At 68.1% G+C, this 22,282-nt stretch carries 23 protein-coding genes and 1 riboswitch; of the genes, 17 read left to right on the plus strand and 6 right to left on the minus strand.

Translation table 11 applies throughout. From position 1 onward, the window contains the following. The first annotated feature begins 33 nt into the window (after positions 1-33). Complete coding sequence (locus EV652_RS25345) at positions 34-1,455, plus strand: MFS transporter (RefSeq protein WP_132211688.1); 1,422 nt, start codon at positions 34-36, stop codon at positions 1,453-1,455. On the opposite strand, the gene EV652_RS25350 is transcribed toward EV652_RS25345, so the two are convergent. After that, positions 1,442-2,446, minus strand: a complete 1,005-nt coding sequence (locus EV652_RS25350; RefSeq protein WP_132211689.1) for a GTP pyrophosphokinase — start codon at positions 2,444-2,446, stop codon at positions 1,442-1,444. The two genes, EV652_RS25345 and EV652_RS25350, sit on opposite strands and share 14 nt — an antisense overlap. 160 nt (positions 2,447-2,606) lie before the next feature. Between EV652_RS25350 and EV652_RS25355 the strand changes: the two genes are divergently transcribed. Continuing rightward, positions 2,607-3,800, plus strand: a complete 1,194-nt coding sequence (locus tag EV652_RS25355; RefSeq protein ID WP_132211690.1) for an ATP-binding protein — start codon at positions 2,607-2,609, stop codon at positions 3,798-3,800. Between the two features lie 95 nt (positions 3,801-3,895). Next, on the plus strand, positions 3,896-4,357 hold the full coding sequence (locus EV652_RS25360; RefSeq protein WP_199238390.1) for a hypothetical protein: 462 nt from the start codon (positions 3,896-3,898) through the stop codon (positions 4,355-4,357). On the opposite strand, the gene EV652_RS25365 is transcribed toward EV652_RS25360, so the two are convergent. Beyond that, a complete protein-coding gene (locus EV652_RS25365; RefSeq protein WP_132211691.1) occupies positions 4,319-5,182 on the minus strand; it encodes a phosphotransferase family protein in 864 nt (287 codons plus the stop codon). The two genes, EV652_RS25360 and EV652_RS25365, sit on opposite strands and share 39 nt — an antisense overlap. A gap of 51 nt (positions 5,183-5,233) precedes the next feature. On the opposite strand from EV652_RS25365, the gene EV652_RS25370 reads away from it, so the two are divergent. The 6 genes from EV652_RS25370 to EV652_RS25395 all read left to right on the plus strand — a co-directional run bounded on the left by EV652_RS25370 (position 5,234) and on the right by EV652_RS25395 (position 10,282). Beyond that, a complete protein-coding gene (locus tag EV652_RS25370; protein WP_132211692.1) occupies positions 5,234-5,620 on the plus strand; it encodes a hypothetical protein in 387 nt (128 codons plus the stop codon). A gap of 113 nt (positions 5,621-5,733) precedes the next feature. Beyond that, positions 5,734-6,585, plus strand: a complete 852-nt coding sequence (locus EV652_RS25375) for a DUF3152 domain-containing protein (protein ID WP_132211693.1) — start codon at positions 5,734-5,736, stop codon at positions 6,583-6,585. Positions 6,586-6,633: 48 nt separating this feature from the next. After that, the gene (locus EV652_RS25380; RefSeq protein WP_132211694.1) at positions 6,634-7,458 is read left to right on the plus strand and encodes a hypothetical protein; all 825 of its coding nucleotides are present in this window, start codon (positions 6,634-6,636) and stop codon (positions 7,456-7,458) included. Then, positions 7,455-8,117: an alpha/beta fold hydrolase gene (locus tag EV652_RS25385; protein ID WP_132211695.1), complete on the plus strand. Its 663-nt coding sequence runs from the start codon at positions 7,455-7,457 to the stop codon at positions 8,115-8,117. Before EV652_RS25380 ends, EV652_RS25385 begins: the two co-directional genes overlap by 4 nt. Positions 8,118-8,138: 21 nt before the next feature. After that, a riboswitch (TPP riboswitch) is annotated at positions 8,139-8,251 on the plus strand. After that, on the plus strand, positions 8,247-9,575 hold the full coding sequence (locus tag EV652_RS25390) for a purine-cytosine permease family protein (protein ID WP_132211696.1): 1,329 nt from the start codon (positions 8,247-8,249) through the stop codon (positions 9,573-9,575). It overlaps the preceding riboswitch by 5 nt. A gap of 26 nt (positions 9,576-9,601) precedes the next feature. Beyond that, complete coding sequence (locus EV652_RS25395; RefSeq protein ID WP_132211697.1) at positions 9,602-10,282, plus strand: class I SAM-dependent methyltransferase; 681 nt, start codon at positions 9,602-9,604, stop codon at positions 10,280-10,282. A 27-nt stretch (positions 10,283-10,309) separates the two neighbouring features. Here EV652_RS25395 and EV652_RS25400 read toward each other — a convergent pair whose 3' ends face one another. From EV652_RS25400 to EV652_RS25410, 3 genes are all read right to left on the minus strand, one after another. Next, the gene (locus tag EV652_RS25400; protein WP_132211698.1) at positions 10,310-10,981 is read right to left on the minus strand and encodes an alpha/beta fold hydrolase; all 672 of its coding nucleotides are present in this window, start codon (positions 10,979-10,981) and stop codon (positions 10,310-10,312) included. Between the two features lie 217 nt (positions 10,982-11,198). Further along, a complete protein-coding gene (locus EV652_RS25405; protein ID WP_132211699.1) occupies positions 11,199-11,765 on the minus strand; it encodes a methylated-DNA--[protein]-cysteine S-methyltransferase in 567 nt (188 codons plus the stop codon). Then, complete coding sequence (locus tag EV652_RS25410) at positions 11,762-12,253, minus strand: RNA polymerase sigma factor (RefSeq protein ID WP_132211700.1); 492 nt, start codon at positions 12,251-12,253, stop codon at positions 11,762-11,764. The genes EV652_RS25405 and EV652_RS25410 overlap by 4 nt, the downstream gene beginning before the upstream one ends. 355 nt (positions 12,254-12,608) lie before the next feature. Between EV652_RS25410 and EV652_RS25415 the strand changes: the two genes are divergently transcribed. From EV652_RS25415 to EV652_RS25435, 5 genes are read left to right on the plus strand one after another with little or no spacing between them, the layout of a single operon-like run. Next, entirely contained in the window at positions 12,609-13,178 is a 570-nt protein-coding gene (locus EV652_RS25415; RefSeq protein WP_132211701.1) for a flavin reductase family protein, read from the plus strand. Next, positions 13,171-14,232: an ABC transporter substrate-binding protein gene (locus tag EV652_RS25420; RefSeq protein ID WP_132211702.1), complete on the plus strand. Its 1,062-nt coding sequence runs from the start codon at positions 13,171-13,173 to the stop codon at positions 14,230-14,232. Before EV652_RS25415 ends, EV652_RS25420 begins: the two co-directional genes overlap by 8 nt. Beyond that, complete coding sequence (locus tag EV652_RS25425) at positions 14,229-15,068, plus strand: ABC transporter permease (protein WP_132211703.1); 840 nt, start codon at positions 14,229-14,231, stop codon at positions 15,066-15,068. The genes EV652_RS25420 and EV652_RS25425 overlap by 4 nt, the downstream gene beginning before the upstream one ends. Next, the gene (locus EV652_RS25430; RefSeq protein WP_132211704.1) at positions 15,044-15,760 is read left to right on the plus strand and encodes an ABC transporter ATP-binding protein; all 717 of its coding nucleotides are present in this window, start codon (positions 15,044-15,046) and stop codon (positions 15,758-15,760) included. The genes EV652_RS25425 and EV652_RS25430 overlap by 25 nt, the downstream gene beginning before the upstream one ends. Further along, positions 15,757-17,097 (plus strand): LLM class flavin-dependent oxidoreductase, encoded by a 1,341-nt coding sequence (locus tag EV652_RS25435; protein WP_206752095.1) that lies wholly within the window; start codon positions 15,757-15,759, stop codon positions 17,095-17,097. Before EV652_RS25430 ends, EV652_RS25435 begins: the two co-directional genes overlap by 4 nt. Before the next feature lie 43 nt (positions 17,098-17,140). Here the strand turns inward: EV652_RS25435 and EV652_RS25440 are convergent, their stop codons facing one another. Continuing rightward, positions 17,141-18,118: a zinc-binding alcohol dehydrogenase family protein gene (locus EV652_RS25440; protein ID WP_199238391.1), complete on the minus strand. Its 978-nt coding sequence runs from the start codon at positions 18,116-18,118 to the stop codon at positions 17,141-17,143. Positions 18,119-18,543: 425 nt separating this feature from the next. On the opposite strand from EV652_RS25440, the gene EV652_RS25445 reads away from it, so the two are divergent. The 3 genes from EV652_RS25445 (at position 18,544) to EV652_RS25455 (ending at position 21,641) form a co-directional block, all read left to right on the plus strand. After that, entirely contained in the window at positions 18,544-19,404 is an 861-nt protein-coding gene (locus tag EV652_RS25445) for a glycerophosphodiester phosphodiesterase (RefSeq protein ID WP_132211705.1), read from the plus strand. A 654-nt stretch (positions 19,405-20,058) separates the two neighbouring features. Then, the gene (locus tag EV652_RS25450; protein ID WP_132211706.1) at positions 20,059-20,475 is read left to right on the plus strand and encodes an ATP-binding protein; all 417 of its coding nucleotides are present in this window, start codon (positions 20,059-20,061) and stop codon (positions 20,473-20,475) included. Between the two features lie 197 nt (positions 20,476-20,672). After that, positions 20,673-21,641: a DUF5926 family protein gene (locus EV652_RS25455; protein ID WP_132211707.1), complete on the plus strand. Its 969-nt coding sequence runs from the start codon at positions 20,673-20,675 to the stop codon at positions 21,639-21,641. The last annotated feature ends 641 nt before the right edge of the window (positions 21,642-22,282 follow it).

Consider the following 22,282-nt stretch of genomic DNA (forward strand, 5'->3'; position numbering starts at 1 on the left):
AGTCTTCAAGTACGACGATCCGAGAGGAGTCGGGTGCAGGAACTGACGCGCAGGCGACGGCTGCTGATCCTCGTCATCTGCTGCTTCAGCCTGTTCATCGTCGGGCTCGACTCCACCATCGTGAACCTGGCGCTGCCGGCCATCCGGGCCGAGCTGGACGCGGACGTCTCCAAGCTGCAGTGGACCATCGACGCCTACACGCTGGTGCTGGCCAGCCTGCTGATGGTGTCCGGCTCGACCGCGGACCGGGTCGGGCGGCGGCGGACGTTCCAGACCGGGCTGGTGGTGTTCGGGATCGGGTCGCTGCTGTGCGGCTTCGCGCCCACCGTCGACCTGCTGATCGTGTTCCGGATGCTGCAGGCGGTCGGCGGGTCGATGCTCAACCCGGTCGCGATGTCGATCATCACCAACACCTTCACCGATCCGCGTGAGCGGGCGCAGGCGATCGGGGTCTGGGGCGGTGTGGTCGGGCTCAGCCTGGCCGTCGGACCGGTGGTCGGCGGGACGCTGGTCGACACGGTGGGCTGGCGGTTCATCTTCTGGATCAACGTGCCGGTCGCGCTGGCCGCCGTACTGCTGACTGCTCTGTTCGTGCCCGAGTCGCGGGCCGCGGTGCCGCGACGGATCGATCCGGTCGGGCAGGTGCTGGTCGTGCTGCTGCTCGGTGGGGTGACGTACGGGATCATCGAGGGGCAGATGGCCGGGTGGACGTCGCCGCTGATCATCGGGTGTTTCGTGCTGGCCGGGGTCTCGCTGGTGAGTCTTGTGCTCTACGAGCGACGGCGGGAGGAGCCGTTGCTCGAGCCGCGGTTCTTCCGGAGTGCGCCGTTCTCGGGGGCGACGTTGATCGCGGTCGCGGGGTTCTCGGCACTGTCCGGGTTCCTGTTCCTCAATTCGCTGTATCTGCAGTCGGTGCGCGGGTTCTCGGCGCTGCATGCCGGGTTGCTGACGTTGCCGATGGCGGCGATGACGGTGGTGTTCGCGCCACTGTCCGGATGGCTGGTCGGGCATCGCGGACCACGGCTGCCGCTGGTGGTTGCCGGGAGCATGCTCACCGCTTCGGGGCTGGTGTTGTCGCAGCTCTCGCTGGACACTCCGACGCTCGTGTTGCTGGCGGGTTACCTCGTCTTCGGGCTCGGGTTCGGGATGCTGAACGCGCCGATCACCAACGCCGCGGTGTCCGGTATGCCGCGGTCCCAGGCCGGTGTCGCGGCCGCGATCGCGTCGACCAGCCGCCAGGTCGGCGCATCACTCGGGGTCGCTATCGCCGGGACCGTGTTGACGGCGCGGTTGGTCGGTCCGCTGGAGACCGGGTTCGTCGACGCGGCTCAGTTGTGCTGGTACATCATCGCCGGCTGCGGATTGCTCGTGCTGATCCTCGGACTGATCACGACCGGCTCGTGGGCACGCCGTACCGCTGCTGCTGTCGCCGAGGATCTCGTCAGGGCTCGGTGATACCGGCGCGGGCGAGGGCTTTGAGGCGGCCGCGGAGGATCTTCTGCCGACGCTCCTCGTCGGGGAACAGGTCGATGTACGCCGCACCCTTCGCGGCGAGCAGGTCGTCGTCGAGGCGTCGTACCGTTCCAGCTGGGAAGCGGTGGGTCATCGCGGCCTGGACGGCGGAGCTGTCGATGCCGGCGAGCAGGTCGGTGAGTTGCTCCTCGGTGGTGACGCCGAGGCGCGCGAGCACGCTGAGGATCCAGGCATAGTGGTTCGTCTTCGCGTGCGGGGCGTCCGGGTAGCGCCGGGTCAGGTACGTCGTCAGCGTCGCGGGGGTGAGGTCACGCGGGGTCTTGTCCGGCTCGGCCGCGGCGAGCTCGCGGTACAGGCGGTCGATCTCGGTGAACTCGTTGTCGGCCAGCTCCATCAACGCCGCCGCGAGCAGGAACCGCCGGTCGAACTCGGGCTTGCGTTCCGGCGGGATGTCCAGCTTGTAGCGGATGTCGTGCTCGAACTCGGCCCACGCGTGCTGGACCGCCGTCCGGACCTGGATCTCCATCGTCAGGTTCTTCAGTACGGCGTACTCCGGCAGCTCCCGGCGATGCGCGTTCAGCCGGACCAGGTAGTGCTTGCTCGCGTACCCGAAGACCCCCTGCGCCCGGGTGTGCGCACCCATGTCGGTGTGCTCGACGATCTCGAACTCGGCCTCGATCACCTCACACACCCGGTCCACCGCCTCCACCAGGAAGGTGATCACCCGGGCCGCGACCAGGTCGGTGATCTGGTTCAGCGGATCGTCGTACTTCGGCCGGCCCGGGACATCCGGATGCAGCTTCGACGCCTTGGCCAGGAACGACTCCGGATCCTTGGCCCGGGCCGTCGCGGTCAGGTAGTTGATGCCTTCTTCCTCGCCGATCAACTCATTGATCAACGACTCCAGCTTCCGCGCACCCCCGACGTACTGCTGATGCACCCGCTCGTACTGCCCAGCCCACTCCCCAACCATGGCCGCACCCTAGTGCTCCCGCGGTGCTGGCGCTGTCTCGACAGGTCTAGCAAAATCTAGCAGTTTTGCTAGAAAGCTGTAGAGAATGCTGATGCGACACGTTCTGGTGGTGGATAGCGAAATCTAAGGAAAACGCTAGACGGGCTCATACAGTGGCAGCATGGATCCGATCCGGAATCCCTATGCGCCCGGCGCCGGTCAGCGGCCGCCTGAGCTGGCCGGACGCGACACCGAGGTGCGGCAGTTCGAGGTGGTGCTCGAGCGGGTCGCGGCAGGCAGGCCGGAGCGCAGTCTGGTGCTGAGCGGGCTCCGGGGTGTGGGTAAGACGGTGTTGCTGAACACCTTGCGGAGCCAGGCGATCAAACGCGCCTGGGGTACCGGGAAGATCGAGGCCCGGCCGGACCAGAGCATCCGGCTGCCGATCGCGCAGGCGATGCACACCGCGATGCGCGAGCTCGGGCACCGGCACCGCGACAACGAGCGGGTCGACCAGTTCAGCGCCGTACTGAAGGCGTTCGCGCTGCGGACCGCGGCGAACGACCGCAAGGGCATCCGCTGGCACCCGCCGGTCGACGTGGCCGCGGCGAAGGGCCGCGCCGACTCCGGTGACCTGGAGATGGACCTGATCGAGCTCTTCACCGACGCGGCCGATCTGGCCGGCGACCTGTCCGTCGGTGTCGGGCTGTTCATCGACGAGATGCAGGACATCAGCGCCGACGACCTCTCCGCGCTGTGCGCCGCCTGCCACGAGGTCTCCCAGCAGAGCGCACCCCTGGTCGTCGTCGGCGCCGGCCTGCCGCATCTGCCCGCCGTACTGTCCGCCAGCAAGTCCTACTCCGAGCGACTCTTCCGCTACATCCGCGTCGACCGCCTCGCCCGCGAAGCGTGCGACCGTGCCCTGATGATCCCGGCCGAGAGCGAGGGAGTCCGGTACGACGACGAGGCCCTCGACGAGCTGTACGCCCAGACCGACGGGTACCCGTACTTCGTCCAGGCCTTCGCCCACTCGACCTGGGACCACGCCCCGACCTCCCCGATCACCATCAAGGACGTCGCCGTCGCCGCACCGGAAGCATCCGCCGAACTCACCGTCGGCTTCTTCGGTTCGCGGTACGAGCGCGCCACCCCGGCCGAACGTGAATACATGCGCGCGATGGCCGAGCTGGGCATCGGTGTCGACGACGGCTCGGTCCCTACCGCCGAGGTGGCCAGCACCCTCAACCGCAAACCTCAGTCCCTCTCCCCGGCCCGCGACGGCCTGATCAAGAAGGGCCTCGTCTTCTCCGCCGAACGCGGCACCGTCGCCTTCACCGTCCCCCACTTCGGCAAGTTCCTCCGCACCCGCACCGCGTAAACAGACCAACCCACGCGTGCTACGCAGCCGCTCCGTCTCCGTCGCGCCAACCCGTCGTGGACAGTAGTGAATGAGGCTACATGTAGGCTATCTACATGAGAAGCAGATTCCCTCAGCTCGGATTGCCGGTGTCGGCGATCGTCTTGTTGGCCCTGCTCGCCGTTCCGCGAGTTGTTGCTCACGACCTCGACCTGGTCGGGCCGGCCGTCAATCTCGTCCTGGTCTTCGCTCCGCTGGTGATCTGGTTGGTGGTCGTCCTCGCCAAACGGGTGCCGAGCCCGATCGTGACGCTCGCCGCGATCGGGCTCGCGTACGGCGTATTCCTGGCCATCGGTCACCAAGTCCTCTGGACCTGGGCCGTCGACGAAGAGCCCCGGCTCGGCGGAAACCTCGCCGATGCTCCCGATGCCGTTCAGGCACTCGTCGTTCGTGGCTTCGCGGTGGTCAGCAGCATCGTCACCGGGCTTCTGGTCGGTGTCGCCGTCGGCATCGTCGCCTGGCTGATCACACGGGCGCGCTCAGGTTGGGGGGAAGACCCAATCCAGGGCGGCAAGTGACTTGTGGATGTACGGCGGGCGGTCGGTTTCGAGGCCGTAGTGGAGGTCCTCGAGAAGCGAGCAGCGGGCGTAGAACTGGGCGCGGTCACGGAGGCTCTCGCCCGCCGGGAGTGCGGCGTCGAAGGCGGCTGGGCCCAGGTCGCGGAGGATGAGGCCGAAGTCTCGGGCTGGGTCGCAGAGGGCGGCGTCGGTCCAGTCGATGATGCCGGTGGGCTTGTTGGTGCCGGGAGCGACGAGGACGTGTTCGATGCCGAGGTCGTTGTGGGAGAAGACCAGGTCCTGTGCCGGTGCCGGCAGCGGGGCGCGCAGGAACGCCTCGATCTTGCGGTGGTGGTCGGGTGGCAGGGCCGCGGAGACGTCCGCGTAGTGTTCGGCGGCTTCGTCGCGCCAGTCGGCCAACGGTTCGTCGTCGATGTCGACCAGGTCGGTCCAGCGATCGGTGTCCGACGTCTGCAGTACGGCGAGGAAGCCGCCGAGCTGGGCGCCGACGGCAACGGTGGATGACGACCGGTCGGCGATCGGGATGTCGATGAGCGGCGTACCGGTGAGCTTCCGGTAGGCCAGGCAGTTGTGCTCGGCCAGTGTGAAGACCGGCTCGGGCACCGGCAGCGGGCTCACCTCACCGAGCCGGGTCAGTAGCGCGGCCTCCCGGCGTACCGAGTCCGGTTCGCGCGCGATCCGCACGATGAGTTCGTCGTTGACCTCGTAAGCCACGTTGTCCAGGCCGGCGCCGAGACGGGCGACCGTTCGGACGGCATAGCCCGGCAAGCCGACGCTCACCAGGTGGCGAATGTCGACGTCCGCGGAGTCCTCTTCAGTGCTCACACGTTCGGAGCGTAATGGACGATAAGTAGACAGGCAACCTATGATCCGTTCATGGATCTGGTGGAACAAGCGGCCTGGGTTCTCTTGGCGGCCTTCGTGCTCTCGCTGGTGTACGAGCTCTACCGCGCGACAGTCAAGGCAGGTACGTCGCCGCACGACTCGATGACGGCCTTCGTGCGGACCAACCTCGCCCTCTACGTGGTCGCCGCCCTGGTGATCGCGGCGCTGTTCGCCGATCTCCGCTGCGCGCCATGGGTCGGCCTGATCTTCTCGGCCGTGGTGACCGCGGTGTCAATCCTGTACTACAACCCGACGATCATGGCGGCGCGCAAGCCCGGCGTCGTCGACTGGTTCGAGGACCTGGTCTTCACCAGCCTGGTCTTCCTGGCCATGGCCTTGCTGGCCTACCAGATCCTGGGCGTCACGCTCGAGCCGTGATGCCGGCCGGCTTCCTCCCGGCCGCTGCGGCCGGGTGCCTTTGGTTCGTTTGTTTGTCAAGGGTTGGAGGGGGCCTTTCGGGGGGTGGGTTTGGGTGGGTAGGGTGAATCGCCATGACCACCCGGCGGACTGGCCAGCCTGCGGACGCGGCTGCGCGGAAGCGTCGGGCTGGGCGGCACAGTCGGAAGAAGTCGCACAAGGTGCAGTGGTTCTCGGTGACCGCATTGGCGGTGCTGGGGACGGTGATGGTGGCGCATCCGGACGCGACCAACCGGCGGAGTCTGGCGGCCGAAGTGGTGGCCGGGGTCGCTGCGTCGGCGACCGAGGCGCCGTTCACGGCGCCGACGCCGGTGGCGACGCCGACGCAGAAGTTCACCACGCCGTTGCGTCCGGCACCGACGCTGACCCGGCCGCCGAAGGGTTCGAAGCCGAACTACTCCGTCTCCACCGGCAGGCTCGCCGTCGTACCAGGGTTCAACAAGGCCAGCGGCATCCGCGACAAGCTGACCTACCGGGTCGAGATCGAGCAGGGTCTCTCGGTCAACGGTGACGCGGTCGCGGCGGCCATCCACAAGACGCTGATCGACGCACGCGGCTGGCAGGCGATCCACCCGGTCAACTTCGAGCGGACCGACAAGGTCGACGCCGACCTGCGGATCATCCTGGCCACCCCGACGTTGACCGACAAGCTGTGTCTGCCGCTCGACACCGGCGGTGAGGTCTCCTGCCGGGTCGAGGACCGCGTCGTACTGAACGCGAAGCGCTGGATGTACGCGGTCCCGGCGTACTCGGGGAACATCCCCCTCTACCGCAGCTACCTGGTCAACCACGAGGTCGGGCACGCGCTCGGCCACGGCCACTCCACCTGCACCAAGGCGAAGACCCCCGCGCCGGTGATGATGCAGCAGACCAAGGGTCTCGGCGGCTGCCTCCCGAACGCCTGGCCGACGATCAAGGCGACCTGAGCGAAGCCCTCGTTCGTGAGAAGCTGAGTCCGAGGGGAGGGAGCAGCGATGTCGTCACAGGACTTCCCGACATACGGCCGGGACGAGCAACCCGAGCAGCCGGCCGACGAGCAGCACTACGCCCCGCCTGCTCCGTACGGCGGCGGCACCTACGGCTCCACGCCGCACGGCCAGCCGCCGGGCAGCTACGCCCAGCCCCAGCCCTACGGCACCCCACCCAGCCAGTACGGCGCACCACCACCTCAAGCACCACCCGGCGCGTACTCCCAGCCGCCCAACTACCGGCCGGGCTCCCCGTACGGCCCCCCTGCTCACCCGCAGCAACACGAGCTCCCGCAGTACGGGCGGGAACAACCCGTCGCACCCCGTGACCCCCGCGCGGCCCGCGTCGTACTGATCGCCGCGATCATCGCCGCCGTCTACGGCCTGCTGGTGCTGTCGGTCCAGCGGGTCGCCCTGCGCGAGATCTCCCAGGCACCCGGCTCGGCGCTGAACCACCCGCTCCGCACGGACGTCATCGACACCATCGGCCAGTTGCTGCTGCTCCTGGTCGGTGCGGCCGCGATCGCGATGTGGACGCGCGACGTACTGGCCCGGCGCAAGGTCGGGCGCGAGCTCGACCCGATCGAGGTCGGCGGTCTCCTGCTGGTCGGGGTGGCGCTGGTGCCGATCGTGATCTGGGCCGTGATGGTCCTGTCGACCGGCATGGGTGCCATCGACGACTCGCTCGACCGACTGCCCTCGGCGTACGGCTGGGGTGGTATCGGTCTGCTGATCCTGTCCGTCGGCTTCTTCCTCGGGTACCGCGAGCTGAAGCCGCCCGTCGGCAACCCGGTCGTCCAGGCCGCGCCGGCCCGCGCGCCCTGGGAGTGAGCATTCCGGTCGTCCTGGTCCCGGGCCTCGGCCTCGGGCCGCGGTCGTACGCGCCCACGGTCGAGCACCTCACCACGCCGTACCGGATCGTCACCCTGCCCGGGTACGGCGAACCAGCCGCGCCCGGCGACGACCTTCGTCCACAAGCCTTGGGTACGGCGGTAGCCGACAAGATCCGGGAGCGATCGGTACTGGTCGGACACTCGGCCGGCTGCCAGATCGTCGTGGAAACCGCCGTCGCCTACCCCGAACTCGTCCACGCGCTGGTCCTCATCGCCCCGACCGGAGACGTCCGCGCGTCGAGCTGGCTGGATCTCGTCGGCCGCTGGCTGGGTTCGGCCGTCCCGGAATCCCCGCGCCTGATCCCGGCCCTCGCGCCGCAATACGCGCGCACGACGCTCTCCTCGATCGCCCGGGCGGCGGAAGCGGCCAGGCGCCACGACATGGCCGGGGTCATCACCCGGGTGAAGGCGCCGATAGTGATCGTCCGCTGCCGGCACGACCACCTGTCGCCGGCGGAGTGGACCGACCGGCTTGCCGAGCTCACTCACGGTGAAGTCCGGACCCTGGCGACCGGCTCGCACATGCCGGTGCTGACCAATGGTCCAGAGCTCGCCGCGCTCATCCAGCGGGCAGCGGCTGCACCGGGTCCGGCCTGAAGCGCTATCGTTGACGCGGTAACAAACCTTTGCGGGAGCTCGCACCATGCGCGGGCTGAGAGGGCGACGCCGGGTCGCCGACCGCCTGAACCTGACCGGGTAATGCCGGCGTAGGGAGCGGGTCCAATCATGACCGAAACTGCTGTTCGTCCTGCCGACCAGACCGAGGCGCCGCTCGTCCTCACCACGGATGCGCCGCGCACCCTCGGCTTCCTCGACCAGTTCACCCTCTGGGGGAACCTCGGCATCTCACTGTTCGGCCCGGTGACCGGTGCGCTGGTCGCGGCGTATACGGGCTCGCTGGCACAAGGCCTGCTCGCGGTCGTGGTCGGCTGCGGGATCGGTGCGCTGGTGCTCGGCGGCGCGGCCGTGTTCGGCTCGCAGACCGGAGCGCCGGCGATGGCGTGTCTGCGCGGACTGTTCGGCCGGCGCGGCTCGACGGCGCCGACGGTCCTGAACATCGCGCAGAACGTCGGTTGGGCAACGATGGAGATCATCGTCATCTCACAGGCCGCGGTCGCGGTGACGAGTGAACGGTGGCGCTGGCTGTTCGTCGTACTGGCCGGTGTGCTCGCGACGGCGATGGCAGTCCGGCCGCTCGGCAGTGTGAAACTGCTGCGGAAGTTCATGGTCTGGCTGGTGCTGATCGCGTCGGTGTACCTGTTCGTGCAGGTGCTCAGCAAGCCGGTGCAGGCCCTGCCGCAGGACGGCGTCTTCGGCTTCTGGCCGGCCGTCGACCTGGCTGCCGCAGGCGTCGTGTCGTTCGCGCCGCTTGCCGCCGACTACACCCGGCACTCGCGCACCAACAAGGCTGCCTTCGCCGGATCCGCCCTCGGCTATGGGATTGCGGCGATCGCGTACTACGCACTCGGCGTGTTCGCGGTCGCGACCTTGCAGACCAACAGCACGGACGTGATCACCGCACTCGTCACGCTGCCGGCCGGCGCGATCGCGTTGTTCGTCCTGCTCGTGGACGAGGTCGACGAGGCGTACGCGAACGTCTACTCGACCACGATGGCCGCGCACAACCTGGTCGGTCACGTCGACCGGCGCTGGATCTCGATCGCCATCGGAGTGCTCGCCACCGGTCTCGCGCTGTTGGTTGACCTGGGCAACTACACGCAGTTCCTCTACCTGATCGGGTCGGTCTTCATCCCGCTGTTCGCGGTCGCGATCGCCGACTTCTTCGTGGTCAGCAAGATGAACTGGGACGTCTCCAGTACGGCGCCCTTCCGCTGGCAACCGGCCGTCGCCTGGCTGATCGGCTTCGTCGCCTACCAGCTCGTCAACCCCGGCACGGTCTCCGGCTGGTCCGCCTTCTGGCTCGACCTCCAGCAGCGCGTCTTCAACCACCAACCAGTCCCCGGCTGGCTCGGCGCGACGTACACCTCCATCGTCGTCTCGATGGTGGCCGCGATACTGCTTGGCAGGATCGGTCGCCGACCGCTGGACAACTGACCCGGAGTAACCGGGATACTTACGCAATGCTGAACTCCGCACTGCGCAGCCGGGCCGAGTACGCGGAACTCGGGGCCGATGGACTGGCCGCGCGTACCACGCCCGAGCGGGACGCAGCGATCGTGAAAGCCGTCGAAGAGCTCCTGGGCGACCGCGAGTCGGTGCTCGACCTGTGCTGCGGGTACGGCCGGGTGGCGCTGCCGTTGCGCCGGGCCGGGAAGGTCGTGCGCGCGCTGGACATCTCGCCGAACCTGATCGAGGCCGGTCGGGCGAAGGCGGCCGAGGAGGAGCTGTCGATCGACTGGGCGATCGGCTCGATGACCGACCTGCCGTACAAGTGGGACTCGTTCGACGCGGTGATCTGCCTGTGGACCGCGTTCCACGAGCTGTTCGCCGAGGACGAGCAGATCTCCACGATCTGTGAGATCTCCCGGGTGCTGAAGCCGGGTGGCGTGGCGATCATCGAGGGCCCGGTCTGGGGTCCGGCGACGGCGGCGGAGATCGCCAACGGCATGCGCCAGGGGCCGGAGCACCGGATCGTCACGACCGAGCACTTCGACTCCAGCAGCGTGCACTTCATCCACGACGAGATCAGCTACGGCCGGCTCTGCGCGGCCGCCGGCATCGACGACTACAAGGTCTACAAGCGCGAATGGGGCGGCCGCCGCCGCCTCATCCTGGAGATCCACGCCCCCGCAGCCGGCTAGGGCACGCAGGGAATTGAGAGACGCACCCTAGTCCTTCGCGCCGAGAAAGCCCTGCACCGCCGCGGCCAAGGCATCGGGGGCGGCCAGCATCGGCAGGTGACCTGTCTCGAGGGACTGGACCGAGGTGGCGCCCAGCGTCGCGGCGTAGGTGGCCTGGAGAGCGGGCGGCAGTTCCTTGTCGTTGGTGGTCTGGACGTAGCCGCGCAGCGCCGGGAACCGGCGATCACCGACCGGGTCGCGGTAGAGCTGTTGCGACTCGGGGCTGAACTCCTTGACGATCCGCGCCGCCTGCTCGTCGTCCAGGTCACTGGCCAGGCCCGAGCGGATCGCCTTGGCCGGCGGGCGGGTGCCGGCGAGTCGCATGATTGCGCTGACGATGAGCTTGTTGGGGAACGGCAGTGCGCCGACGAACGACTGCCCCGGCTTCGGGATCGAGGCTGCGACACCGATGAATCCCTCGACCCGATCCGGTGCTTCGGCGACGAGCTGGCTGCCGATCACACCGCCGATCGAATGCGCCACCACGATGAACCGCTCCGGAGCCTCGGCGAGCACCTTGCCGACGTAGTCGCGCAGCGATCCAGCGCCCGGGTACGACGCCACGGAGGTCGCCTGGTCGGCCGGGAGTGCGGTGCGGACGTCGTCCCAGATCCAGGCCGGCAGCCCGGCTCCGCTGAGGAACAACAATGGTGTGGTCATCGCCCCAACCTAGCGGAAACTCGGGTCGATCGCTGACCGGTCAGATTCTTGACCTGAAAACATTTCCGGAAAACATCCACCGACCCAGATTCCTTGCAGACAACCGGCCCGGATCCCTTGCAGACAAGGGAAAACAAGAAGCAGATCCCCACTCCACACTGGGGATCTGCTCCTTTGTCTGTTCAGTGTAAATCCATTCTCGGCGCGGCGGGAAAACTCAGCTTTTCGATTCAAGATTCAGCAGGAATCGCTTCGCTTCCAGTCCGCCGGCGTACCCGGTGAGTGCTCCGCTCGAGCCGATCACCCGGTGGCACGGCAGGACGACGCACACCGGGTTCGCGCCGAGCGCCGTACCGACGGCCCGGGCCGCCTTGGGCTTGTGGATCTCCCCGGCCAGTCGCCCGTACGTCGTCGTCCGGCCATAGCTGGTGTGGGCCGGCAGATCGGTCAGCACGAGCCGCTGGAACGGGGTCGCCAGTGCGAGATCCACGTCCAGCTCGAACTCGTGCCGTCGACCGGCCAGGTACTCGTCCAGTTGCCGTCGTACGTCGTCCAGCGGCTGAGGCTGCCGGAGTACGCGCGGGGACACGGCCTTGGCGAGGCGGTTGGTCAGGGTCTCCTCGTCGCCGAAGGAGCTGGCCACGACGCGGCCGTTCGCGACCGCGAGCAGCATCGTGCCGATTGGGGTGTCGTGCAGGGTGTAAGCGACGTCGGCGGTCGGGAAGACCGGTGGCTTGAGGTCTGGTGCGGTGAGCCGGGACAGCCGGCTCTCGAGGTCATTCATAGGTGTACTCCGAGTTTGGTGCGCAAGGTTGCGAGCGCGTCGCTGACGAGTCGTCGCGACGCCGCAGGCGTGGTGTCCAGGGCGGCGGCCACGCCGTGGTGGTCGAGGTCGCCGACGTACTTGAGCGTGATGGCGAAGCGTTGGCGTTCGGGTAGCTCGTTGACGGCTTGCCAGAGATCCGGGTCCGGCCAGTTGGCGGCGTCCGGGCCGTCGACCGTGATCGGTGGAGCTTCGTCGAGCGGGCTCTGTGGTCTGCGGGCCCGGTGTACGTCGGTGGCACATCGGGCTGTGATGGTCAGGAGCCAACTGCGCAGGTTCTTCGCCGAGGTGAGCCCGGGGTAGGCGGCGAAGGCCTTCTCCCAGGCACGCTGGGCCACGTCGTCGCCGTCCACCGGCCCGGCGAGCGCCCGCGCCAGTCGCGCCACGTCCCGCCAGTGCGCGTCGACGAGCGCCTGGAACGGCGGTAGCGAAACCTTCTCCGGAGCCATCACGTCAGTAGAACGCACGCACGCTCAGCTGTGTGAGGGCAACCCGGCGGCGTGTCGTTCCAGCCAGCGGTCATTTTCGGACGGATGTCCCAGATTCCGAGATTGTCTAGTTATTGGGTCGACATTGATGAGATAGTCGTTGACATGACGACGACTTTGCTGACACGCCGTCGCGTCATCGATCTCCTGCGGACGGCGAGCGCCACCTGTCGGTGACGGCTGCGCCGATTCGCGTTGCTCCGGCGGACATCCGCCGTACGAGGCCTGTCTGATACCGCCTCCACACCCCCGCCCGGTTGTGGCGCTGCCTGCTGCCCACTTCCGGTCGTCCCTGCCCCCGTTCCGAGGGAGAGACATGTCAGTCCATGCGATCAACCCGTCCGATCGTCCGCCCCTTTCCGTCGTACCCGACCGTCTGGAGGAGCGGACCGTCGACGCTGATGTCTACCGGTCCGTCTTCCGTCGCCACGCCGCCGGTGTCGTGGTGATCACCGCGGACGCCGGTCACGGCCCGGCCGGGTTCACCGCCACCTCACTGGTCTCGGTCAGCCTGCTGCCGCCGCTGGTCTCGTTCGCGATCGCCACCAGCGCGTCCAGCTGGCCGACCGTCAGCAAGGTCGACAGCCTGGTGATCAACTTCCTGTCCGCCGACCAGCAGGGGATCGCCGGCCGGTTCGCCACCAGCGGCATCGACCGGTTCGCCGAGCCGACCAGCTGGTCGAGGCTGCGCACCGGTGAGCCGGTCCTCGACGAGGCGCCGAGTTTCCTGCGCGCCCAGGTCGAGCACCGCTTCGCCGTCGGTGACCACTACCTGGTCGTCGCCCGCCTCACCACCCACTCCGAACGACGTGAGCACGAGCCGTTGCTCTACCACGACGGCCGCTACGCCACCGCCACTCCGAACCCGAAAGCACAACATGTCTAGGACCCGCACGTACGCCGTACTCGCCGCAGCACTCGCCACCGTCACCCTGGTGGCCGGCTGTGGCGGTGACGCCGAGGCCGGAGGTAGCGGCGCCGCGAAGCTCGCTCTCGACGCCCCGCTGCCGACCACCGTTCCGGACGGCGCCAAGATCGTCGTCGGCGATCCCACCACCCAGAAGGCGCTGGAACTGTCCGGCCAGATCGACAAGGTGTCGAAGTTCGTCCAGTTCGCCAACCTCAGCGGCGGCCCGCAGACCACCGAGGCGTTCCGGGCGAAGGCCCTCGACGTCGGCTCGGTTGCGGAGATCCCGCCGATCCACGCGACCTGGACCGGCCTGCACGTCAAGATCGTCGCCTCCAAGTTCCGCCAGGACGCGCTGAACCATCCGATCTACGAGCTCGGCATCGCGCCGGGTACGACGGTCAAGACGCTCGCGGACCTGCGCGGCAAGAAGATTGCCTACAGCCCGGGGCAGGCGCAGGGCGCGCTGATCCTCAAGGTGCTGAAGAAGGCCGGGCTGACCAAGGAGGACGTCAAGCTGGTCGAGCTGCCCAGCACCGGTGACGTCTACTCGCAGGCGCTGGCCGGTAAGCAGGTCGAGGTCGCGCCGATCGGCGGCGTCCAGATCAAGCGGTACCTGACCAAGTACGGCAAGGACGGCGCCGCCACCATCGACCACGGGCTGCGCGACGACGCGGGTCACCTCTACGTGTCCACCGAGTCGCTCGAGGACTCGGGCAAGGCCGCCGCGATCCGCGCGTACGTCGCCGCCTGGGGTGCCGCCCAGCAGTGGATCGACAAGCACCCTCGCGAGTGGATCGCGGGGTACTACGTGAAGGACCAAGGCCTCACCGAGGCAGACGGTCAGTGGCTGGTCGAGAACGCCGGTCACCCGGACATCAGCGCCGACTGGAGTGACGCGATCCAGCGTCAGCAGGAGACGATCGAGTTGCTCGCCAAGGAAACCGGAAACCCGGTGATCCAGGCGAAGGACCTCTACGACCTGCGCTTCCAGACCGTCGCATCCGACGCGATCAAGGGAGCCGCCAGATGAGCGCCACCACTCTGCCCGGCCTGCGCACACAGCAGGCCGCCGGGAGGCCCGTCGTCCGACGTCGCCGGCTCGGACCGGGCAAGCCGATCAAGTTCGGCGCCGTACTCGGACCTGTAATGCTGCTGGCGATCTGGAGCATCGGGTCGGCCACCGGCTTGCTCGACCCGCGGGTGCTGTCGGCGCCTTGGACCGTGGTCACCACGGCCGGTGACCTGATCGCCGACGGCCGGCTCCAGTCGAACCTGTGGACCTCCACCCAGCGGGCGTTCATCGGACTCGGCCTCGGCATCGTGCTGGGCGTCGTACTCGCGCTGATCTCCGGACTGTCCCGGCTCGGCGAGGCGATCCTGGACGGGCCGATCCAGATCAAGCGGGCGATCCCGTCGCTCGCGTTGCTGCCGCTGCTGATCCTGTGGCTCGGCATCGGTGAGTCGATGAAGATCGTCACCATCCTGCTCGGGGTGTTCGTACCGATCTACATCCACACCCACAACGGCCTGCGCACCATCGATGCGCGGTACGTCGAGCTCGCCCAGACCGTCGGGTTGTCGCAGTGGGACTTCATCCGCCGGGTGGTCCTGCCGGGTGCATTGCCCGGATTTCTGCTCGGCCTGCGGTTCGCCGTCACCGGCGCCTGGCTGTCGCTGGTCGTCGTCGAGCAGATCAACTCCACCAGCGGTATCGGCTACATGATGGAACTGGCCCGGACCTACGGGCAGACCGACATCATCATCGTCGGCCTGGTCCTGTACGGCGTCCTGGGCCTGCTCTCCGACGGCGCCGTCCGCCTAATCCAAAGAAGGGCCCTGTCATGGCGCCGAACCCTGGACTCCTAACAGCAGCCGTTCAGGTCAGGGACCTGGTACGGCGGTACGACGACCGCGCCGTGCTGGACGGGGTCGACCTGGATATCGCGCCCGGCGAGTTCGTGGCGTTGCTCGGGAAGAGCGGCTCCGGGAAGAGCACGTTACTGCGGGCATTGGCTGGGCTTGACTTTGGCGTCGACGGGGCCGGGGAGCTCGTCGTACCGGCCAATGTGTCCGTCGTCTTCCAGGACTCCCGGTTGTTGCCCTGGGCACGGGTGCTGGAAAACGTCGTACTCGGACTCGGCGGTGCCGGCGAGCGCGGCCGGCAGAGTCTCGACGAGGTTGGTCTCGCGGGCCGCGAGTCCGCCTGGCCGAACGAGTTGTCCGGTGGTGAGCAGCAGCGGGTCGCGTTGGCGCGGTCGTTGGTGCGTGAGCCGGAGTTGTTGCTCGCGGACGAACCGTTCGGGGCGCTCGATGCGCTCACCCGGCTGAAGATGCATGTATTGCTTCGGAAACTGTGCGCTGCGCATCAGCCCGCCGTACTGCTGGTGACACATGACGTGGACGAGGCGATCGTGCTGGCCGACCGGGTGATCGTGCTCGACGAAGGAAAGCTGGTCGCAGAGGAGCGGATCGAGCTGGCTGCGCCACGGAGCCCGGCCGATCCGGGGTTCTCAGCGGTTCGTTCGCGGTTGCTGGATGCATTGGGGGTTTCGTTGTGAGTAGGCAGTTGCACCTGAACGCGTTTCTGATGAGCACCGGGCACCACGAGGCGTCGTGGCGGTTGTCGGAAAGCAATCCGTTCGCGAACACGTCGGTCGAGCACTATCGCTCGCTGGCGCAGATTGCGGAGCGCGGGAAGTTCGACTCGGTGTTCTTCGCCGACTCGCCGGTGCTGTTCGGTGACGTCGGGCGCCGTCCGGCGGGCTCGTTGGAGCCGACCGTGCTGTTGACCGCTCTGGCGGCTGCGACATCGCGGATCGGGCTGATCGCCACCGCGTCGACGACGTACAACGATCCGTTCAACCTGGCGCGACGGTTCGCCAGTGTCGACCACGTGAGCGGTGGCCGCGCAGGGTGGAACGTGGTGACCACGGCCGGTCCTGAGGCGGCGAAGAACTTCAACCTGGCGGACCAGCCGGCGCATGCCGAGCGGTACGACCGGGCCGCGGAGTTCCTCGAGGTCGCGTACAAGCTGTGGGACTCGTGGCAGGACGACGCTCCGATCGCCGACAAAGAGTCGGGCGTATGGGCTCTGAACGACCGGGTGGTGCCGATCGATCACGTCGGGCGGCACTTCCAGGTCCGCGGGCCGCTGAACCTACCGCGGTCGCCGCAAGGCCACCCGCTGATCGTGCAGGCCGGGTCCTCGGAGGACGGCAAGGGTCTGGCGGCTCGGTACGCCGAGGCCGTCTTCACCGCGCAGCAAACGCTGGAGGATGCGCAGGCGTTCTACAAGGACCTGAAGGCACGGACGGCCGCGGTGGGGCGGGATCCGTCGACTTTGCTGATTCTGCCGGGGATCGTGCCGGTGATCGGCGGGACGGTCGAGGAGGCGTTGCGGCTCGAGCAGGAGCTGGACTCGTTGATCCGGCCCGAGTACGCGCGGCTGCAGTTGGCTCGCACCTTGCGGGTCAAGCCGGAGGACCTGCCATTCGATCAGCAGTTGCCGGCCGACCTGCCGGACGAGGACGAGATCGAGGGTGCGAAGAGCCGCTACACCCTGATCGTGACGCTGGCGCGACGGGAGAAGCTGACCGTGCGCGAGTTGATCGGCCGGCTTGGTGGTGGCCGAGGGCACCGAACCTTCAGCGGTACGCCGGAACAGGTCGCGGACGCGATCCAGGAGTGGTTCGACGCTGATGCGGCGGACGGGTTCAACATCATGCCCGCCGTACTGCCGTCGGGGCTGACTGCGTTCGTGGACCACGTGGTGCCGATCCTGCAGCAGCGTGGACTGTTCCGGACCGAGTACACCGGGACGACGCTGCGGGACCACTACGGGCTGGCTCGTCCGGCTGGTCGTCGTACCTCTGTGGTGTCGGAGGCTACGGCCTGAGTTGCTGTGCGCCGGGCCCCTGTCAGGTGGCGGGGCCCGGCGCTCAGTTGACTTTGACGACCAGCTTTCCGACCGCGGCACCATCCTGCATGATGCGGTGCGCCTCGCCGATCTGCTCCATCGTGAAGACCCGATCGACCCGGATCGGGAGCTTGCCGTTGGCAACCAGGTCGACGTACCGCTGGAACGCCTCCGCGGGCAGGTCGCTGCTTTCCCCGCCGTACGCCGTCAGCCGCACACCGTTGGGCAGATAGCCGATCGGGTAGAAATCCGGGATCGTCCAGTTGTCGCTGAGCATCCCGGTGAAACAAACGGTGCCGTGGACGGCGGTCGCATTGAGGGTGTCCGGGAGCACATTCGTCCCGATGAGTTCGAGGGCCGCATTCACACCGCCCGGCACGATTTCCCGGACCTTTGCCGCAACGTTGCCGTCGTCAACGATCGGGTAATCGACGCCGAGATCCTCGAGTACCTTTGTTCGTTGGGGATTCCGGGTCGTCGAGAACACGGTCAGGCCGTGTTCCTTCGCGATGGCCGCCGCGGCCACTCCGACGGACGACGTACCGCCGCGGATGAGCAACGTCTGTCCCGGCTCGATCGCCAGGCCGGTGTGCAGCGATCCGTGTGCCGTCTGCAGCATCTCCGGCAGCGCGCCGAGGGTTGCCCAGTCGAGGTCGGTCTTGACCGGGATGACTGACGACGCCGGTACGACGGTGTACTCGGCGTACCCACCGTCGTACTCCCGCCCCATCCCACCCATCATCGCGACCACCTGCTGCCCGGGCTCGAACTCCCCACCCGGCGCGAGGTCGACCGTCCCGGTCGCCTCGATCCCCGGAATCACCGGAAAGCGCGCATTGGTCGCCAGCCCAGCCCGAAGGTGATACTCCGACCGATTCAGCCCAAACGCCTCCACCTTCACCCGCACCCACCCATGCCGCACCTCTGGCACAGCCACCCGTCGCACCCGCATTTCCTCCGGCTCCCCCGGCCCCTCCAACACCACCGCCCGCATCTCCATCCCCCAATCCTCACCTCTCGCCCAAACCCCACCCCCAACACCTCGCCCACCCATTACTCACCCCACCCCAGCACCCCGCCCCACAGCCCCCACGCCAGCCACACCGGCCGCACAACTACCCGCCCTCGCCAGCCCACTCCAAGCAGACCAGCCCTCCGCCCGCGCCAACTCACCCGAGCCACGCGAGCCCCCCGCCCCACACCCATCCACGCCAGCCCCACCGGCACCCAGCCCACCCCAACCACGCCAGCCCCACCCACGCTGGCCTACTCGCACCGACGCTGACCCGGACCCGGACCCGGCCTGCTCCCGCGCGCCGGTTGTCACCCCAACTGGCCTAGGCCGGCAGGTGGTAAGTAATCGTTTTCCGGCAGTCGGCGTGCCTGCGTGACTTGGTGACTTGCGTGCGTGACAGAGTTGTCCTCATGGGGAAACGCCCAAGCGTGGTGGCACATCGCGGCGCTAGCGAAGTCAGTCCCGAGCACACGCTTGCGGCGTACCGCCGAGCGGTCGACGCGGGGGCTGACGGTCTCGAATGCGACGTTCGGCTCACCTCAGACGGACATCTGGTCTGCGTCCACGATCGCCGGATCGACCGCACCTCCAACGGTCGTGGCGTGCTGTCCACGATGAGTCTGGAGGAGCTCGAGGCCTTCGACTGGGGTTCCTGGAAGAACCCGTGGGCGGAGCTCGACGACGAGGCTGAGCTGCCGAGTCCCGACCTGCGGAAAGTCCTCACCCTCGACGAGCTCCTGTCGACGGTCCGCGACGCCGGCCGGCCGCTCGAGCTCGCGATCGAGACGAAGCACCCGACCCGGTACGCCGGTCTGGTCGAACGCCGCCTGATCGAGGCCCTCGACCGCTACGGCTGGGCGCACCCGAAGATCGGCACCGAGTCGCCGGTCCGGGTGATGAGCTTCTCCTGGCTGTCGCTGCGCCGCCTGCGCGTGCTGGCGCCCGGCCTGCGCACCGTCCTGCTGATGGACCGCGTACCGCTCCTCTTCCGCGACGGCTCACTCCCCACCGGAGTCTCGTACGCCGGCCCGAGCCTGGAGATCGTCACGGCCCACCCCGAGTACGTCGACCGCGCGCACAAACACGGCCACCAGGTCCACGTCTGGACCGTGAACGCCGACGCCGACGTCCGCCACTGCCGCGACATCGGCGTCGACGCCATCATCAGCGACCGCCCCGAAGCCGCCCTCAAAACCCTCGCCGAACCCCCGTCCCCACCCCTCCCCTCCTTCACCTTCCCCCCAAAACGCCACCCCCGCCGCCAGCAATAGCCCGCCCCACCCACAGCCTCAGCTGTCCCGCCTCCCCAGAAACCTGGGGCTGGCGCGGTGAGGGTCGGACGGAGGGGCCGCAGGAGGTGCTGCGAGCGTTCGTAGGCCGGGAGCGCGGAGCGGACCGGGCCAGCGGAGGCGGGAGGTCCGGGGCAGTCGTCGTGCGGAGGACATGGCGGAGGGTTCGCAGGGGTACTACGAGCGTCCGTGGGCCGCGAGTGTGGAGCGCACCGGGGCGGTGGAACGGTGAGCGCCCGGGGCGGTTGGAACTGTCCGTGGTCGGGGAGATGGGCGGCGCAGTAGTCGTGCTGCTCGGTGGCTGGGGGCTGGGGTGGCGGGAGTGAGTGGTGGGAGTGGCTGGTGGGGAAGGTGGTGGGTGGGGTGCCGCCGGCCCGGGAATGTGTTCGCCGTGACTGGCGGGAGCTTGGCGGGGGCGGGTGCGGGGCGGGTGGGTCACGGAGGGTGGTGTGGATACGTAGTGGTGTGAATGCGGGCCGTTATTGCAACGTTCAATTCTGTCGTTTTCGTCTCGGTTTCTTCGCTAAACGTGTGATCTTCAGCGGTGCTATGTAACGGAATGCACGCGGGTGTTTTCCCAGGCTGGAACGTGGGCAGAAGTGCATATGGCTGTTCCGATGAATGAGGAGACCCTGCTTGTCCTCTGCGACCCTGCCTGCCGACGTGAGCGTTGTGGACGTCGTACTGCCGCATGAAGTGTCCGCGGTAGCGGATGCCCGTCGCCGTCTAGCCGCCTACCTCAAGCGTTTCCGGGCCGCCGAAACCGCCTGTGACGACGCACAGCTCGTCCTGTCCGAACTGCTCTCGAACGCGATCCGCTACGCACCGCCACTGCCGGCCGGTGAGGTCCGCGCGGCCTGGTGGATCGACAAGGCCGGCATCCACGTCGAGGTGACCGACGGTCGCGGCGACACCGAGCCGCAACGCATCAACGACGCCCACCCCGAATCCATCGGCGGCCGCGGCCTGGCGATCGTGGACGTCCTCACTTCCACCTGGGACGTTCGCACTGCCCCCACCCACCGCACCGTCCACGCAATCATCCCCAACTAAACCTGCGCAACCGAGCAAACCCGCTCCAGGTGATCCAGGTGATCCCGCCAGGTGCTGAGGGCTCGAGCTCTGCGTCCTCGCACGCCATCAGACGCGTACGTCGTACTGCTCGACGTACTCACCGGCTGCGGGCCTGATATCTGCGGGAGGGGTTGGCGGGTTGGCTGTTGGGGGTGGAGGGCTGCAAGACTGCGGGCATGGGAAAGAAGTCGCGGCAGCGCGCGAAGAACACGACGACCGTCACGCTGGATCCGGCCGACCTTGTTGATGTCGGGCCGCGGGAACCTTGCCCGTGTGGGTCGGGGAAGCGATTCAAGCAGTGCCATGGGCGGGAGAAGGCCCAGGCAGCCGACGCGTTCGTGGTGCGGCCGTTCGAGGGGTTGCCGTCCGAGTGTGACCTGATCGCGTTCCGGGAGATCGTTCCGTCCGGTACGGCGGAGGTCGTGCTGACCGGCGAGAACGCGGGCAAGGTGGTCAATCTGGTCACCCTGCTGCCGATGGCGATGCCGGGTCTTGTGCGCGACGACGAGACGATCTGGATCGGTCTGCAGACGCACGCGTCGTCCGGCGACCCGAGCCGCGACCTCGGGCACGCGATCACCGCGGCGCTGAACACCGAACCGGGCAACCCGATCCAGCTGGGCGACCTGCTGAAGGACGGCCCGCGGCTGCAGGACCTGATCGACACCTCGAAGCCGATCGAGGTGAAGGTGCACGAAGGCTTCGACTTCTGGGTGAGCGAGAACGTCGAGGACCCGACCGGTGAGGTCGCCGCGGGGCTGGAGCGGGCGAACGCGTCCGCGGCCCCGACTGTGCGGTTGGAGTCGGTGGACGCGGCGTACTGGACGCAGATCGGCGACCGGCGGTACCTGCGCTGGGTGCTGCCGCACAGCGAGGACACCCTGCTGGACGCTTTGGCTCGTCTGCACGCGGCCGGCTCGTCCGCGCTGACGGAGGGCAGCCGGTTGATCGGCTCCTTCCGCGCGCTGGGTGTACTCGCGCCGGTCTGGGAGCTCCCCGCGGACGTCGAAGCAGCTGACGTGGAGAAGCCGGCCGCTGACTTCGCGGTCGCCCTCGAGAAGGCGCTCGCAACCGAGGCGTCCCTCACCACGGAAGAACGCGCTGCACGAGCTGGACTGGCCAGCCGGCAACTCACCATCCGCTAGACAAGCAACACACAACACCCGGTCCGCCCCGCGCGACCGGGTGTTTGCTTTGTCCGCTCAACCGCGCCAAGCACCTGGCTAGTCGCCGACAACGCATGAGTCGGTGAGTGAGGGCGCGCGGAGGGCGCCGTGTGGCGTGGCGCTCACGAGCTGGCGGGTGCCATCGGGCGGTGACGCGAGGCTGGCGCGTCCGCTGGTGATGGTTCGTGCTGCGCCGTGCGGCGTGGCGGCTCATGAGCTGGCGGGTGCCGCGGGGGTGGCGCGAGGCGGCGTGGCCGGCTGGTAATGGGTGCGTGCTGGCTGATGCGGCGCGGCGCTCACGAGATAGCGGGTGCGCTGGGCGGCGGCGCGGTGGCTGGCGTATGCGTGTCGGTGTGCCGGCGGGATGTCCGCGGTAGCCGAGCAATTACAGGGTTGCCGGGGTTGTTAGGGGCGGTGGGCAACCGTTGTGGTCTAGGCCGATCGGGGGCCTTAGGCAAAGTGTCGTGTTCGGGAGGCGGGGGATGCCTGCGACCGAGGTGAAGAAACGTGGACGGCCCAAGTCCTGCTGACGGGGGAGCAACAGGGCCTGGGCCTAGCCATGAAGAGTACTCAGATTGGTGGTCCGCCACAAGCCCCGATTTCACAGCGCGTGTCGTTGG

It is taken from the genome of Kribbella steppae (assembly GCF_004342025.1).
Classification (GTDB): Bacteria; Actinomycetota; Actinomycetes; order Propionibacteriales; family Kribbellaceae; genus Kribbella; species Kribbella steppae.

Bases quoted from the DNA above. Each gene is read 5' to 3' on its own strand.
- EV652_RS25370 (WP_132211692.1), top strand. From the start codon at position 5,234: ATGGATCTGGTGGAACAAGCGGCCTGGGTTCTCTTGGCGGCCTTCGTG.
- EV652_RS25455 (WP_132211707.1), top strand. From the start codon at position 20,673: ATGGGAAAGAAGTCGCGGCAGCGCGCGAAGAACACGACGACCGTCACG.
- EV652_RS25350 (WP_132211689.1), bottom strand. From the start codon at position 2,446: ATGGTTGGGGAGTGGGCTGGGCAGTACGAGCGGGTGCATCAGCAGTAC.
- EV652_RS25440 (WP_199238391.1), bottom strand. From the start codon at position 18,118: ATGGAGATGCGGGCGGTGGTGTTGGAGGGGCCGGGGGAGCCGGAGGAA.
- EV652_RS25360 (WP_199238390.1), top strand. From the start codon at position 3,896: ATGAGAAGCAGATTCCCTCAGCTCGGATTGCCGGTGTCGGCGATCGTC.
- EV652_RS25380 (WP_132211694.1), top strand. From the start codon at position 6,634: ATGTCGTCACAGGACTTCCCGACATACGGCCGGGACGAGCAACCCGAG.
- EV652_RS25355 (WP_132211690.1), top strand. From the start codon at position 2,607: ATGGATCCGATCCGGAATCCCTATGCGCCCGGCGCCGGTCAGCGGCCG.
- EV652_RS25445 (WP_132211705.1), top strand. From the start codon at position 18,544: ATGGGGAAACGCCCAAGCGTGGTGGCACATCGCGGCGCTAGCGAAGTC.
- EV652_RS25405 (WP_132211699.1), bottom strand. From the start codon at position 11,765: ATGAATGACCTCGAGAGCCGGCTGTCCCGGCTCACCGCACCAGACCTC.
- EV652_RS25410 (WP_132211700.1), bottom strand. From the start codon at position 12,253: ATGGCTCCGGAGAAGGTTTCGCTACCGCCGTTCCAGGCGCTCGTCGAC.
- EV652_RS25430 (WP_132211704.1), top strand. From the start codon at position 15,044: ATGGCGCCGAACCCTGGACTCCTAACAGCAGCCGTTCAGGTCAGGGAC.
- EV652_RS25390 (WP_132211696.1), top strand. From the start codon at position 8,247: ATGACCGAAACTGCTGTTCGTCCTGCCGACCAGACCGAGGCGCCGCTC.
- EV652_RS25375 (WP_132211693.1), top strand. From the start codon at position 5,734: ATGACCACCCGGCGGACTGGCCAGCCTGCGGACGCGGCTGCGCGGAAG.
- EV652_RS25395 (WP_132211697.1), top strand. From the start codon at position 9,602: ATGCTGAACTCCGCACTGCGCAGCCGGGCCGAGTACGCGGAACTCGGG.
- EV652_RS25400 (WP_132211698.1), bottom strand. From the start codon at position 10,981: ATGACCACACCATTGTTGTTCCTCAGCGGAGCCGGGCTGCCGGCCTGG.
- EV652_RS25415 (WP_132211701.1), top strand. From the start codon at position 12,609: ATGTCAGTCCATGCGATCAACCCGTCCGATCGTCCGCCCCTTTCCGTC.
- EV652_RS25420 (WP_132211702.1), top strand. From the start codon at position 13,171: ATGTCTAGGACCCGCACGTACGCCGTACTCGCCGCAGCACTCGCCACC.
- EV652_RS25425 (WP_132211703.1), top strand. From the start codon at position 14,229: ATGAGCGCCACCACTCTGCCCGGCCTGCGCACACAGCAGGCCGCCGGG.